Here is a 13,399-nt window from a genome sequence, read left to right as displayed (position 1 = left end):
TGTTCGGTAGCATATCCGTTGAGTGCTGCCCCAAGCGCGGGACTTTGCTCGGTTCTCAGCGCTCAGTGCGGTACAACGAATAGTGGTTAGCCCACAGGTACTACGGAGAGACGGGGTCTGATCGTCGTGGACGTGAAGAAGTTGGCCATCGTGGCCGGTACCTTACTCGTGCTGTTTTTCGTCATCACGCAGCCAGGAACTTCAGCCGCCCTCGTACAGAACATTCTCGGCATGCTCAGAGACGCAGCCGAGTCGCTGATCACATTCGTCAGCAACGTGTTCCAAGCCTAACGGTGTCGCATTGAGTCTCTTCGCGCCGCGCGATCCGGACGAGTATCTGCTCGATACCGAACGCCGTGTGATCAGGATCAGACGGCACTGGGCCACGCTGCTGTGGGACAGCTTCGAGACGGCTGCCCTGCTCGCCATCGCGGTGATGGTGTCGTATCTGCTGCCCCCATCGCTGTGGGTGCTGCAGAACGTGCTCTGGTACGCGGCGTTGCTGGTCATCCTGCGGTTCATCTGGATCGTGATGGAGTGGTGGGTCGAGACTCTCGTCGTCACCGACAAACGGTTCATCATGACCAAGGGCATTTTCACGACGAAAGTCTTGATGATGCCCATTAGCAAGGTCACCGACCTCACCTACAAGCGGACCGCTGCCGGCAGGATGCTGGGCTACGGCACCATCATCGTCGAGTCGGCCGGTCAGATCCAAGCTCTGAATCACATCGACTACTTGCCCAAACCGGAACAGTTCTACGACACCATCTCGGAACTGGTCTTCGGCGACAAGAAAGCCCAGGCCGAGCGGTTCTCGATGATCAAGGCGCAGCGGGCGGCGCGGGGTAAGCGTGCCGTGAAGTGATAGCACGGGACCGCATCAGCGACACTGGTCGTTGTGAGTCTTCGCATCGACCTGCATACGCACTCCACCGCGTCCGACGGCACCGACAGTCCGACAGCGCTGGTTGGTGCCGCCGCTGACGCCGGTCTCGACGTCCTCGCGATCACCGACCACGACACCACGGCGGGCTGGCGGGAGGCCAGCGCGGCGTTGCCTGTCGGCATGACGCTCGTGCCCGGCGCCGAGTTGTCCTGCGTGTCCGACAACGGCAGAGGCAGGCCGATCAGCGTGCACTTGCTCGCGTACCTGTTCGATCCGGACGCCGAGAGCGTCGTCGCGGAGCAAAGCAGACTCCGCGCGGAGCGGCGCAGCAGGCTGCGGTGGATGGCGGAGCGGATGGCCGAGGATGGCGTCCCCATCGATCCCGACGAACTGCTCGGCGCGCTGCCAGCCGACGCGCCGGCCGGACGTCCGCACCTGGCGCGGGCACTGGTGGACGCGGGCCTGGCGCGCAGCGTCGACGAGGCGTTCGCGACCTACCTCGGCAGCGGGCGGGGATACTACGTGCCGCGCGGCGACACGCCCGTGATGCGGGCAATCGACATGATCAACGACGCGGGCGGTGTCACCGTGCTCGCGCATCCGCTCGCGTACGAGCGCGGGCCGACGGTGAGCCTGTCGACCATCGCGGAGATGGCCGCGCACGGGCTCACCGGCATCGAGGTCGCCCACCCCAACCACGATCAGCCGACCCGTGAGAAGCTGCGGGCGCTCGCGGATGAGCTGGACCTGCTGCCCACCGGGTCCAGCGACTACCACGGCACGAACAAGGACATCCCGATCGGCGCGGAGACGACCGATCCCGACGTGTTCGTCGACCTGGTCTCGCGAGCGAGCGGCTGTGAGATCGTGGCGGGGGTGGCCGGGTGAGCGAGTACTTCGACGCCGGCGTCTTCCTGTCGGCGACGGTCACGTTGCTGGTCATCATGGATCCGACCGGCACGGTTCCGGTGTTCCTCAGCCTCACCGGGCGGCGTGCCCCGTCGGCACGGGCGAAGGCGGCCCGGCAGGCAGTGTTGGTGTCGTTGCTGGTCATCACGGTTTTCGCGGTAGCAGGCCAGGCGATCCTGACCTACCTCGGTATCGGTATTCCCGCACTGCAGGGCGCCGGCGGGCTGTTGCTGTTGCTGGTCGCGCTCGACCTGCTGACCGGACGGGAGAGCGCGACACCGGAGGCGGCAGAAGACGTCAACGTCGCGCTGGTGCCGCTCGGCACGCCGCTGCTCGCCGGGCCTGGCGCGATCGCGGCGACCATCGTGTTCGTGCGGGAGGCCAGTGGCGACATCGGCGCGTACCTCGCCATCGCGGCGGCGATCCTGCTGGTGCACCTGGCACTGTTCCTGTCCCTGCGGTACGCGAGCGTGGTGATCCGGCTGATCAAGGAAAGCGGCATCACGCTGGTCGCGAAGGTCGCGGGTCTGCTGCTCGCCGCGATCGCTGTGCAGCTTGTCGCCGATTCGGTGCGCGGGTTCATCGCGGGCGGCTAGAGTCGTCGGCGTGCCCGTGCCGGAGGCGTCACGGGGGCCGTTACGCTTGCGTGCCGAACCGGATGGGGGTGGAGCGGGGAATGGGTGCGATGACGGCCGAGCGGGAGTGGCCGATGTATGAGCCGCAGGGCGATGTCCGTGCGGGCGGGTTCTGGCGCGGCTTGGCTGGCGCCGTGTCCGCGGGGCTCATGCTGCTCGCTATCGCGTTGTTCGCGCTGACGGCGTTCGCGCCGGAGTTCGGTGTGCGTGGTCCTGGCGGCGTGGTCCTGGCGGGTCACGTCGTCGCCGCCGTCTTCGCCGTCGCCGCGGCGGTCCTGGCGGATCGGACACGGGGCCTGCTGGCCTTCATCGGCGTGGTCGGCGCGCTGACGATCGCCACGATCACGCTCTGGTGGTTCTGGCTGTCGTAGGACGTCGTAGCGGCGGCGCCGTCGTGCCGAGATGACGTGGATCTTGATGCGTTGTGGCGATCCGTATCGCCACAACGCATCAAGATCCACGTTGCGGTTGCCGAAGGCCATCGGCACACCGAGGGGCAGTGTGCCGATGGCCTTCGGTGATCACCAGCGGGAGAGGCAGTCGCGCAGCTTCGCCTTCACCTGCTGGCCCCGGTCGACGACGACCGGGATCTGCTCCAGCACCTGGCCGTCCTTCTCGCAGGTCAGCGTGTAGTTCTCGATCAGCTGCCTCGGCACGGTCTCCGATTCGGTCGCGTACAGCGAGCCGGTCACCGTGTAGCTCGGCGCCGTCGAGGCGTAGTTGATCACGCGGAACACGTAGGTGCCCTGCTGCGGCTGCTGCACCAGCGCCCGCTCTTTCTCGCCGACGAACTGACCGGACGAGGCGACCTGGGTGAGGCTGCCGTCGGCCTCGCGGTAGTAGACCTCGAGGTCCATGTCGTCCGGCGTCGCCCAGTCCAGCTTCACCTCAAGCAGGTCCACATCGGACTCCGTCACGGTGAACTCGTGGTCGACGTGCTCGGTCGGCGCCGGAGTGGTGCCCTCGAAGCTCTCCGAGCGCAGCGGCTCCTCGGCCAGCACCTCGTACTGCCTGTCCATCACGATCGGCCGCGTCGACGGGTTGACGTGCCATTCGAACTTGCCCTTCTCACCGACCCGCATCGTCGTCTCGATCGTGTCCGAAATGGACGACTCCCAGGTCGGCGTCGCGAACGACTTCGTCAGCCGCAGCGTCGCACCGGCCGGTGCCTTGCCCGCGATGACCGAGTGCGCCTGCGGGTCGATGGCGTTCTCCAGCGCGATCAGGAACGCCTCCCGATTGCCCTTGCCCTCGTGCTCGCCCGCGCCGACGTACTCGTCGACGACCTCAGGGTAGGGCGGGTGGAACTCGTGCTCACCGATCTCGAAGGTGTAGCCGAAGCCGCCGGTGGCGTTGTACGACCAGTCCTCCGTGGTGCCGGTGGTGTCGTAGAGCTCCCAGCCGTGGATGTTGCGGTAGCCGTTCTGCGCGGCCATCTTCGCGCCGAGCGCCTTCATGGCTTCCTCGTCGTGCGGCTGCCCGATCGGGTTGCCGTCCGGGCCGATGGTGTCCGGCTTGACGCCGTTGGGCCGCAGCACCAGGTTCGAGAACGTGTGGTTGGTGATCAGCGTGGTCACCTGCTTGCTGCTGACCATCTCGCGGATGTTCTGCGTTTCTGGCTCGGAGAACGGTGCCGGTCCCCGGTAGGTCGGCCCGAAGAACTCCGTGCCCGCACCAGGGCCACCCCACAGGCCGCCGTAGTTGCGGTTGGTGTCGATGCCGACGCCGAAGCCGCCGTTGCTCGTCGCCGCGGCACACTCGCCAGCCAGTGGCTCCTGGCCGTCGAGCATGCGGCAGTTCTTGCGCTTGTAGGCGTTGCCCGGCGTGCCGAGGATCGACACCAGTCCACCGTCGTCCAGCTCACGCAGGTCGAGCAGCAGGCCGTCGTTGATCGACTTCTCGAAGCCGTCCGGGTTGGTCACCGGGACGACCAGCACGCGGGCCTTGTCGAGCAGGTTGGTGATCCGCTGGTCGCTGCCGTAGTTGGTGACGAGGTCGTAGGCGAACTCCATGGTCAACTCGCCGGATGGCCATTCGCGCGCGTGATGCAGGCCCATGATGGCGAACACCGGCCTGCCGTCCTCCGCTTCGTGGACGTCGCGGCTGATCTCGATGCCGCGCACGGTCTTGCCCTCGAGTGAGGTGTGCGGCAGCTCGAATTCCTTGACGATGTCCGGCCGCATCTCGGCCAGCTTCGTCATGTCGGTGTTGTAATCGGCCAGTGTGCGATACGTCGTCCGGCCGCTCGGCAGCGGTGACTCCTCGGTCGACGCCGCGTACTCCTCGTTGATCTGATTGACTTCCGCGGTGCGCATCGCCAGGTCGGAAATGCGGACGTCCCAGGTCAGACCGGCTTCACGGAGCGCGTCCTCTTCCTCGGCGCTGTGCAGCACGACCTCGATGAAGTCGTGACCGGCGTGTTCGGTCAGGTCGAGCCCGAGGGTTTGCAGCAGTTCCTTGTCCGCGCGTGTCGGCGTGTCGACGGTGACGAGCTGCACCGGGAAGTCCGACGTCGTCGCGTGCGCAGGCGCCTGTCCGGTGTCAATCATCGTGACGGCGATGGCCGCCGCGGCCACCGCCGTCAGCGCGGCACGCACCGGTCTGGAAATTCCACCCATGGAGATCCCCTTCGTTTCTTCGCAGGTTATGCGGAAGCGTTCAGGACACCAACGACTCAAACATGAAATCGGATACGGAATTCGTCGTTGGGCGCCCGGTTCGCCAGACCCTCGGCTGCAGGAATGGTGCGAGGTAGCGAACCGGGCGCAGCGTGAACACTGTCAGCTCCGTCACATCGCGCGAAGCCGGGAAACTACGAAAGCCGATACGTATCTACCGCAGCGCAACCAGCGTCGCGCCGCGTTGCTCAAGCAGGACCGGACCCGCCGTGGCGAGGCGGGTAGGGCCGTCGTGATCGCCCCTTTCGACGAAGAGCGTCCGCTCCACTTCGCCGGACTTCTCGTCGATCACCGCGAGCCCGCCCCTGACCGGCAGCACTAGCTCACCGGCGAACATCGTTCCGGTGCCGGTGGTGCCGTGCAGCGTCCAACGCGGCCGCAGGTCGCCGGCGTCGAGCGCGATGGTGCTCGCGCCGGTGGACCAGTACAGGCCGCTGCCGGTGCGCGCGATTGGCTCGACGCGGCCCTCAGGGTCGCTGGTCAACGCGGCGGCGGGCAGGTCGAGCGCGTACTGGGCTGTCTTGTTGCCGTCGGCGTCGTAGACGGCGAGCTTCTTGGCGTCGCCGAACGCCACGGCGACGAGGTAGTCGCTCTCGGCGGACTCGTGCCGGTCGACGAGCGCGACCACCCTGGCGTTCTCGCTGTCCAGCAGCGTCGTGAAGAACACCTTGGGCTGATCGCTCTTGGTCTCGCCGTCCACGGTGTTGGTGGTGCCGAACACCGTGAGCCGGTCGGTGGCGTCGTCGTCGCAACGCTCGATCACGCCGATCTTGCCAGACGAGACGGCCACCGAGCCGTAGTCGCAGCCGGGCCGAGGCTGCCGACCAGGTTCGACTGGCGCTGGCACTTCGCCGTACTCCATGGTGCGGACCAGGTTCTGCGACCAGACGTTGAGCAGGTTCTTGCCGGTCGTGACGGCGTGCGAGCCATCATCGATCAGCTGGGTGCCCAGCTCGGCGTTGCCATTGCGCTGCGCGGTGCGCTCGCCGGTGCCCATATCGAGCTGGGTGACCTCGCTACACCAGTTACCGGCGGCGCTGTGCCTCGCGTACAGCGCCATCGCCGTCGACCACGCGTCTGACACCGTGCACAGCTCACGGTCGCGCTCGTAACGCCAGCGCTCCCGTCCGGTCAGCGGATCGCGCCCGATGACCGCGCCGCCATCGCCGGTCACGACGGACGCGCCGTCGGTGACCGGCCTCGGCGTCGCCGCGCTCGGCGCTCGCCAGACTTCCTCGAGGCCGTCCGGCACCTCGCTCGGCGCGGCCGGTGGGGTAGGGGCGCCGTCAGCCGTCTCGGCGTGGGTCGCCCTGCTGTCACTGGTGAGCCATATCAGCAGGCCGGCACCGACCACGGCGAGCGTGAGAATGACTGCGATGGCCCTGTCGCGGGTGCTCGTCCACGGTGAGCGCCGAGTCGGCTTGCTGCCCCCGTTCGGTGGCTCGTTCCTGCTGGCAGAACTCACCGCGTGCTCACTGGCTGCTGGTGTCGCTGGCCTTGGCGTTGCCCGCGCCGTTGGTGCTGCGACCGCGCCCGCGACCGCCGCGTGTCCTGCGCCGCCTGTTGCCGCGCTGACCATCGGCCGAGCCGTGGCTGGGGCCTTCCTGCTTCGGGCCAGAGCTGTTCTGCGTGCTCGTCGACGTCGACTCGCCGGACGACGTCGACCGCGCCCCACTCCGCGTGCGCTTGCGCGGCGTGCGCTGCTGCGAGGACCGGGACTGCGACGAACTGGACTTGCGCTTGCCGCCGAAGTCCTCTTCCTGCTCCGCGGCGAGGCCAGCGCGCTTACGCTCCGACAGCGGCAGCCTGCCGGTCGCGTCCTGGGGGATGCCCAGGTCCGCGAACAGGTGCGGCGATGTCGAGTATGTCTCTGGCGGCTCGTCGGCGCCGAGGTTCAGCGCGTCCGAGATCAGCTTCCACCGCGGCGTCTCGTCCCAGTCCACCAGCGTGATCGCGACACCGGTCTTACCCGCGCGGCCGGTGCGGCCGATCCGGTGCACGTAGGTCTTCTCATCGTCCGGCGTCTGGTAGTTGATGACGTGCGTGACGTCGGTGACGTCGATACCGCGCGCCGCGACGTCGGTGGCGACGAGAACGTCGATCTTGGCTGACCGGAACGCCCGCAACGCCTGCTCCCGCGCGCCCTGGCCGAGGTCGCCGTGCACCGCGCCAGCGGCGAAACCGCGTTCGGTGAGGTCGTCGGCCACCTTCTGCGCGGTGCGCTTGGTGCGGGTGAAGATCATCGTCCTGCCTCGGCCCTCGGCCTGCAGTGCCCGCGCGACCATCTCCGCCTTGTCGAGCGCGTGCGCGCGGTAGACGAACTGCGCGGTCCGCTCGTGGATCGCGGTGTCGTCGACCTGCTCGGCGCGGATGTGCGTCGGCTGGTGCAGGAACGTCCTCGCCAGCGTGAGGATCGGGCCGGGCATGGTCGCCGAGAACAGCATGGTCTGCCGCCGCTCGGGCACCATCCGCAGGATGCGCTCGATGTCGGGCAGGAAGCCGAGGTCGAGCATCTCGTCGGCCTCGTCGAGCACCAGAGCGTTGATCTTGCCCAGCACGAGATGGCGCTGTTCGGCGAGGTCGAGCAGCCTGCCAGGGGTGCCGATCACCAGGTCGACGCCGGTGCGCAGCGCCTCGATCTGCGGCTCGTACGGCCTGCCGCCGTAGATGGAGAGCGTGCGCACACCAAGGTGCTTGCCCGCGTCGTGCAGGTCGTGGGTGACCTGCAGGCACAGCTCGCGGGTCGGCACGACCACGAGCGCCTGCGGCGTGCCATCACCCGGAAGGGTGAGCCGCTGCAGTATCGGGACGCCGAAGCCGAGCGTCTTGCCGGTACCGGTGCGGGCCTGGCCGATGATGTCCTCGCCCTTGAGGGCGAGCGGCAGCGTCATCTCCTGGATCGCGAAGGTGCGCTCGATGCCCGCTTCGTTGATGGAACGCACGATCTCCGGACGGATGTCGAAGTCGGTGAAGAGCGGCGCCTCCGGCTTGACCGGGGCGCCTGCCTGCAGCGGGTGCGACGGGTCGGTGTCGGGAACCCCTGCTTCGCTATGTTCGAGTGTCACCGGATCTAGTGCGTCGTCGTGGTTGGTCTCGGTTGTCAGCGTGATCGCCTCTCTCATCCAGCGCGCACAGTCGATGTTGTGGGGAACCGCACTGGGATCCAAGGTGTGCGCGCACACTTCCTCGCACCAGCCTCCACGCGGAGCGCGCCCGTGGAAACACGGTCAGCCGGGTTCAAAGTCTTAGATGCGTGATTCGGTTCCCGGCCGGGTGGAATCGTTGCCGTCGAAACTTGGCCGATGCGCACCCTGCGACCATCTCGCGGAGGCGATGCGATGGTCATCACTACGTAGTCTACCTGGTGCGGTTCCGCTGTCAGCGATTCGGTGAGGTAGCGCATCTTCTTCTGACCTGACGCGCAGGCCATGCACATGATGAGCGACGACACCCTAAAGTGGTAGAGGTGGGTGACGTGCGCGAAGTCAGCAGTCAGGAATCGGTGAGCGCGGGGGTCGTTGATCTGCTCGGCGTGCTCGCTTATGGCGAGTTGTCGGCATTCGACCGGATGGCGGAGGACGCGCGAACCGCGCCGACGCTGGCTGGCAGGGCCGCGCTCGCGTCGATGGCAGCCGCCGAGATCGGCCACTACACGATGCTGGAGCGGCATCTCGCTGAGCGCGGGGTCGACGTCGAGGACGCGATGGCGCCGTTCATGAGCCACATCGACGCCTTCCACGCGTCGACGGCGCCGAAGTCATGGCTGGAGTCGCTGGTCAAGGCGTATGTGGGGGATGGGCTCGCGGCCGATCTTTACCGGGAGGTCGCCACCTGGCTGGACGAGCCGACCAGGGAGTTGGTGCTCGCGGTGTTGTCGGACACCGGGCACTCGGCGTTCGCGGAGCGCGAAGTCGCGCAGGCCATCGCGGCGGATTCGACGGTCAGGGACCGGCTCGCGTTGTGGGGTCGCAGGCTGCTCGGCGAGGCGCTGACTCAGGCACAGTACGTCGTCGCCGAGCGAGATGGCCTCGCGGAGTTGATCGTGACCGGCACGGGTGACCTCTCGGGAATCGCCGGCCTGCTCCGGCGGTTGCAACAGAAGCAGCACAAGCGGATGCAGGCGCTCGGGTTGGGGTAACCGCCGAACGACGGGCCCGGCAAGCACGCCGCGGCTATCGGGGTGGGATAGCCTTGCGGCGAGAAGGAACCAATCGCGAACCAGGAGGACGCGCGTGGAGATCAAGATCGGCATTCAGGAGACTCCCCGCGAGCTCGTCGTGTCGAGTAGTCAGACGCCGGACGAGGTGGATGCGTTGATCTCGAAGGCGCTCGACTCCGACGACGGCCTCCTCCGGCTGACCGACGACAAGGGCCGCAGGTACCTGGTGCCCTCCGGTCGGATCGCCTACGTCGAGATCGCGCCGTCCGACGCGCGCAAGGTCGGCTTCGCCAGCTAGACGTCTGTTTGCCACGGGGCCTGGCGCGCTGAATGGTGCGCCAAGCCCCGCGGGCGTGTCTGGGGCCGTTCGCGCTGCCTTGTCGTGACGGTCGTGTGCGGGGAGCCGCTCAGGCGCCCTCGCCGGTTGCCTTGCGCTCGGCCTCGCTCCAGACGTTGCGCATGCGCACCACCTTGTTGATCTCCAGCGGCTTGTTCGGCTCGACCACGACGCCCTTCTGCCGCAGGATGCCGTCGATCGCGCCCCAAATGATCTCGGTGGTGTACTCCACGATGCTGTCGCGGCCCATGGACCGGCGGTCAAGCCACCATGCGCCGATGTTCTGCACCAGGCCGACGACGCCGTGCGCCCACGGCTCCGCTGCCCCGGAGTCCAGTCCGAACGCCCGCATGTAGTCGCCGAGGACGGCGGTGACCGACGTCGCGATCATCTCCTTGTCCTCATGCACGATGTCGGAGTCCGGCAGCCGGTCGCCGGAGTGGCTGGGGTGCACCAGCAGCCGGTAGAGGTTCGGGTATTCGTCGATCGTGGTGAAGAAGGCGTTGATGACGCTGCGGATCCTCGGCACCGGCGCCAACTCGTCGTTCAGCGCGGGCATCAGCCGGTTGAAAAGGATCTTCGTGCCGTACTGCCCGAGTGCGAGATGTAGGTCAGCCTTATCGGTGAAGTGTCGGTAGAGCACCGGCTTTGTGACGCCCGCCTCAGCGGCGACATCCTCCATGCCGAAGTCGGTCCCGTGTTTGTCGAGCGCACGCAGCGCAGCCTCGACGAATTCCGCGCGGCGCGCGATGCGGTGCTGCTTCCACCGGTCACGACGGGCGTCGCCGGTGCTTGCAGGCTGCTTGCTGCTGCTCTTGACACGGTCGGGCATGGACTTCATGCTACCAATTGGTAACCGTTACCATCGGTTACAGGTTGAGGATCGACGAAAACGGTGGTGCACGTGAGCATCATTGAGCAGCGCGGCTCGATGGGATCGACGGTATCCGAACGACAGGACATGGTGACTGCTGATACTGGCAGCGGCGACCGGTTCGTGACAAGTGACGGCACAGCCCTGCACGTCAGGGACACTGGCCCGGCGGACGCCCCTGCCACCGTGCTGTTCGTGCACGGCTGGACTCAGGACAGCACCTGCTGGGACATCGCGGCCGCCGCGATGCCGGACGACGTGCGGGTGGTTCGCTACGACCACCGAGGTCACGGCGGCTCAGCGCCAGCCCGCTCCGGTACCCGGACGCTGGAGCAACTCGCCGATGACCTCGCCGAGGTCATCGATGGCGTCGTACCGACGGGCCGGATCGTGCTCGTCGGGCACTCCATGGGCGGCATGACGCTGATGGCGCTCGCCGAGCGGCACCCGTCGCTGGTGGAGTCGCGGATCGCGGGCATCGCGTTCGTCGCGACGTCGTCCGGCGATATGCACCGCATCAGCCTCGGCCTCAAGGGTGCGCTCGGTCGGTCGGTGCCGCGCGTCGAACCGGTGCTGCGCTCGTTGCTCGAACGCCGTAAGAAGGGCACCCTCCCCGGTAACCCCCGGCTACTCACCCCGGCCGCGCGCTGGCTGGTGTTCGGCAAGAAGGCACGGCGCGAGCACGTCATCGAGACCGTGCGGCAGTCGCTCGGCGCGCACCCGGCCAGCATCGGCGGGTTCATGGACGCGATCTTCGCCCACGACCGGCGCGTCGCCCTCGGCGCGCTGCGGAACAAGCCGACCGTGGTGCTCGTTGGTGACCGGGACCGGCTCTGCCCCGTCGCACACGCCAAGGTGATCGCGGACGAGTTGCCCGCGACTGACTTCGTGCTTTACCCGGGCGCGGGCCACATGCTGATGTACGAACGCTCAGTCGAGGTCAACGCGAGGATACTTTCGTTGCTGTACAGGGCGATTCCCACGCGCTGACGCGCTGGGTAAGGCTACCCTCGGTCCGCATCAGGTACCGGGGGTAGTTCTCATGCTGCCGCAGGGGACGCTAGTGGCCCCGGACAGTCGAAAACAGCGACGCTCAGACGAGGGGAAACCATGCTCAAACACACCGAGGACTGCTCGCAGGTCCGAGGCATGGACATTGTTGCCATCTTCGCTGCCCTGACGCTGGTGCTGACGGGGTGCGGCACGGCCGATTCCGGCGACGAGAACGCCGCGGACGCCGCCACGACGTCGACCGCCCCACACGCCAGCGAGGACGCTGAGGGCGCGGGTGACTCAGCAGAGACCGGCTCTGACGCGGTGAGCTTCACCGTCGAAGGTGGCGAGCGGGTGGCTGGCCCCGAGCGGATCGAGGTCGCCGTCGGCGAGACGGTCGCCATCGACGTCACCTCGGACACCGCCGATGAACTGCACGTCCACGGCTACAACAAGACGGTCGCCCTGACGCCGGGCGAACCCGCGACGCTGGAGTTCGAGGCCGGTATCGCGGGTGTGTGGGAGATCGAGCTGCACGACAGCGGCAACCTGCTCACCGAGCTCAGGGTGACGCCGTGACGAGCGAGGCGATCCTCGCGCATGGCCTCGGCGGCAGGGCCGACCTGCCGGTGCCGACGTGGCTGGCGCTGTTCGCCGGTGTCCTCGCGGTGCTGGTGTCGTTTTTCGCGCTGGCGGCGCTCTGGACGGAGCCGAAGCTGCGCGGGTCGCGGGCCGGTACGCCGCTGCCAGCGGGTATCGCCCGCGTTGTCGACGCGCGGGCCACCCGCGTCCTGCTCCAGCTCATCGGCGTGCTGTTGCTCGCGCTGTTGCTGGCGACCGCATGGTTCGGTACAGACAGCTCGGCCTCCAACCCCGCCGCGACCTGGTTCTACGTGTGGTTCTGGGTGGCGCTGGTGCCGCTGTCGCTGGCACTTGGCCCAATCTGGCGGCGGCTCAATCCACTGCGCACGCTGGCCGCGGGTCTGCGTGCGCTGCCCCCATTGCGGGATGGCGGACGCTGGCGGCGCGCGCTGCCGGAGCGGGTCGGCTACTGGCCCGCCACGGTCGGGCTGCTGGCGTTCTTGTGGCTTGAGCTCGTCTATGGCGAGTCGGACTCGCCGCGCGCTATCGCCGTGTTCGTCACCGCCTACGTGCTGGTGCACGTCGCGGCAGGGTCGGTGTTCGGTCGCAAGTGGTTCGACCACGGCGAGTCGTTCGAAGTCTATTTCGGGCTGATCGCGGCGCTGTCGCCGTTCGGGCGGCGCGACGACGGCGCACTGGTCGTGCGCAACCCGCTTGACGGGCTGTTGACGATCCAGCGCTCGGAGGGACTGACGCCGGTAGTGCTTGTCGTGCTCGGCTCGACGGCGTTCGACGGGCTCACCCGGTTGCCGCTGTGGGGCGACGTCACCGAGGGCTCGAAAGGCGTCATGCTGGCGCTGCTCGGCACGGCTGGGCTGGCCGGTGCGATCATCGCGATCGCGGGCATCTACACCGGCGGCATCTGGTTGACACGACCGTACCTGCGTAGGAACTCCGACGGGCAGGCATTCGAGCCGTACAGCGCGTTCGCGCACTCGCTCGTGCCGATCATGATCGGCTACACCGTCGCGCATTACTTCTCGTTCGCCGTGTTCCAGGGCCAGGCGGGACTGTTGCTCGCGTCGGACCCGTTCGGGCTCGGCTGGGATCTGTTCGGCACGGCTGAGGCCAGCATCGACTACACCGTCGTTGGTGCGGCCACCATCGCGTTCGTGCAGGTCGCGGGCATCGTGGTCGGTCACATTCTCGGCGTGACGTCGGCGCACGACAGGGCGATCGGCGTGTTACGACCGAAATATGTGAAGGTGGGACAGTACCCGATGCTCGCAGTGATGGTCGCCTACACCGCAACGGGTATCGCCCTCGTCGCGGGAGTGTGAGCG

General features: G+C 67.5%; 14 protein-coding genes. 10 read left to right on the top strand and 4 right to left on the bottom strand.

Annotated features, from left to right (window positions below; all coding sequences use genetic code 11):
- Positions 1 to 132 precede the first annotated feature (132 nt).
- The 5 genes from AMYHA_RS27480 to AMYHA_RS24785 all read left to right on the top strand — a co-directional run bounded on the left by AMYHA_RS27480 (position 133) and on the right by AMYHA_RS24785 (position 2,804).
- Positions 133 to 291 carry a hypothetical protein gene (locus tag AMYHA_RS27480; protein ID WP_169732879.1) on the top strand — a complete coding sequence of 53 codons (159 nt, stop codon included), beginning with the start codon at positions 133 to 135 and terminating at the stop codon, positions 289 to 291.
- 10 nt (positions 292 to 301) lie between these two features.
- On the top strand, positions 302 to 868 hold the full coding sequence (locus AMYHA_RS24800; protein ID WP_034275014.1) for a PH domain-containing protein: 567 nt from the start codon (positions 302 to 304) through the stop codon (positions 866 to 868).
- 24 nt (positions 869 to 892) lie between these two features.
- Positions 893 to 1,777, top strand: a complete 885-nt coding sequence (locus AMYHA_RS24795) for a PHP domain-containing protein (protein WP_034275012.1) — start codon at positions 893 to 895, stop codon at positions 1,775 to 1,777.
- The gene (locus tag AMYHA_RS24790) at positions 1,774 to 2,394 is read left to right on the top strand and encodes a MarC family protein (protein ID WP_034275008.1); all 621 of its coding nucleotides are present in this window, start codon (positions 1,774 to 1,776) and stop codon (positions 2,392 to 2,394) included. The genes AMYHA_RS24795 and AMYHA_RS24790 overlap by 4 nt, the downstream gene beginning before the upstream one ends.
- An 80-nt stretch (positions 2,395 to 2,474) precedes the next feature.
- A complete protein-coding gene (locus AMYHA_RS24785) occupies positions 2,475 to 2,804 on the top strand; it encodes a hypothetical protein (protein ID WP_051400277.1) in 330 nt (109 codons plus the stop codon).
- Positions 2,805 to 2,954: 150 nt separating this feature from the next.
- Here the strand turns inward: AMYHA_RS24785 and AMYHA_RS24780 are convergent, their stop codons facing one another.
- The 3 genes from AMYHA_RS24780 to AMYHA_RS24770 all read right to left on the bottom strand — a co-directional run bounded on the left by AMYHA_RS24780 (position 2,955) and on the right by AMYHA_RS24770 (position 8,233).
- On the bottom strand, positions 2,955 to 5,051 hold the full coding sequence (locus tag AMYHA_RS24780; protein ID WP_034275006.1) for a M14 family zinc carboxypeptidase: 2,097 nt from the start codon (positions 5,049 to 5,051) through the stop codon (positions 2,955 to 2,957).
- A 214-nt stretch (positions 5,052 to 5,265) separates the two neighbouring features.
- On the bottom strand, positions 5,266 to 6,576 hold the full coding sequence (locus AMYHA_RS24775) for an Rv3212 family protein (protein WP_051400276.1): 1,311 nt from the start codon (positions 6,574 to 6,576) through the stop codon (positions 5,266 to 5,268).
- A gap of 7 nt (positions 6,577 to 6,583) precedes the next feature.
- On the bottom strand, positions 6,584 to 8,233 hold the full coding sequence (locus AMYHA_RS24770; protein ID WP_084037487.1) for a DEAD/DEAH box helicase: 1,650 nt from the start codon (positions 8,231 to 8,233) through the stop codon (positions 6,584 to 6,586).
- A 353-nt stretch (positions 8,234 to 8,586) separates the two neighbouring features.
- On the opposite strand from AMYHA_RS24770, the gene AMYHA_RS24765 reads away from it, so the two are divergent.
- Together AMYHA_RS24765 and AMYHA_RS24760 are read left to right on the top strand one after the other, a co-directional pair.
- Positions 8,587 to 9,249, top strand: coding sequence for a ferritin-like fold-containing protein (locus AMYHA_RS24765; protein WP_034278747.1), 663 nt, complete (start codon positions 8,587 to 8,589; stop codon positions 9,247 to 9,249).
- A 94-nt stretch (positions 9,250 to 9,343) separates the two neighbouring features.
- Positions 9,344 to 9,568, top strand: a complete 225-nt coding sequence (locus tag AMYHA_RS24760; protein WP_034275004.1) for a DUF3107 domain-containing protein — start codon at positions 9,344 to 9,346, stop codon at positions 9,566 to 9,568.
- A 109-nt stretch (positions 9,569 to 9,677) separates the two neighbouring features.
- On the opposite strand, the gene AMYHA_RS24755 is transcribed toward AMYHA_RS24760, so the two are convergent.
- Entirely contained in the window at positions 9,678 to 10,439 is a 762-nt protein-coding gene (locus AMYHA_RS24755) for a TetR/AcrR family transcriptional regulator (protein WP_407919896.1), read from the bottom strand.
- A 129-nt stretch (positions 10,440 to 10,568) separates the two neighbouring features.
- Between AMYHA_RS24755 and AMYHA_RS24750 the strand changes: the two genes are divergently transcribed.
- The 3 genes from AMYHA_RS24750 to AMYHA_RS24740 all read left to right on the top strand — a co-directional run bounded on the left by AMYHA_RS24750 (position 10,569) and on the right by AMYHA_RS24740 (position 13,396).
- Positions 10,569 to 11,471, top strand: coding sequence for an alpha/beta fold hydrolase (locus AMYHA_RS24750; RefSeq protein WP_407919915.1), 903 nt, complete (start codon positions 10,569 to 10,571; stop codon positions 11,469 to 11,471).
- Positions 11,472 to 11,591: 120 nt separating this feature from the next.
- Positions 11,592 to 12,053: a cupredoxin domain-containing protein gene (locus tag AMYHA_RS24745; RefSeq protein WP_051400274.1), complete on the top strand. Its 462-nt coding sequence runs from the start codon at positions 11,592 to 11,594 to the stop codon at positions 12,051 to 12,053.
- Entirely contained in the window at positions 12,050 to 13,396 is a 1,347-nt protein-coding gene (locus AMYHA_RS24740) for a hypothetical protein (protein WP_231104887.1), read from the top strand. The genes AMYHA_RS24745 and AMYHA_RS24740 overlap by 4 nt, the downstream gene beginning before the upstream one ends.
- The last annotated feature ends 3 nt before the right edge of the window (positions 13,397 to 13,399 follow it).

The sequence above is a fragment of the Haloechinothrix halophila YIM 93223 genome, assembly GCF_000504245.1.
Lineage (GTDB): Bacteria > Actinomycetota > Actinomycetes > Mycobacteriales > Pseudonocardiaceae > Haloechinothrix_A > Haloechinothrix_A halophila.
Note: the sequence above shows the minus strand (reverse complement) of the source record. Positions and strands in the feature narration are given on the sequence as shown.

What these genes read in the sequence shown, in the direction of transcription:
- AMYHA_RS24755 (WP_407919896.1), bottom strand. Translation starts at nt 10,439, where the DNA reads ATGCCCGACCGTGTCAAGAGCAGCAGCAAGCAGCCTGCAAGCACCGGC.
- AMYHA_RS24785 (WP_051400277.1), top strand. Translation starts at nt 2,475, where the DNA reads ATGGGTGCGATGACGGCCGAGCGGGAGTGGCCGATGTATGAGCCGCAG.
- AMYHA_RS24780 (WP_034275006.1), bottom strand. Translation starts at nt 5,051, where the DNA reads ATGGGTGGAATTTCCAGACCGGTGCGTGCCGCGCTGACGGCGGTGGCC.
- AMYHA_RS24745 (WP_051400274.1), top strand. Translation starts at nt 11,592, where the DNA reads ATGCTCAAACACACCGAGGACTGCTCGCAGGTCCGAGGCATGGACATT.
- AMYHA_RS24750 (WP_407919915.1), top strand. Translation starts at nt 10,569, where the DNA reads ATGGTGACTGCTGATACTGGCAGCGGCGACCGGTTCGTGACAAGTGAC.
- AMYHA_RS24770 (WP_084037487.1), bottom strand. Translation starts at nt 8,233, where the DNA reads ATGAGAGAGGCGATCACGCTGACAACCGAGACCAACCACGACGACGCA.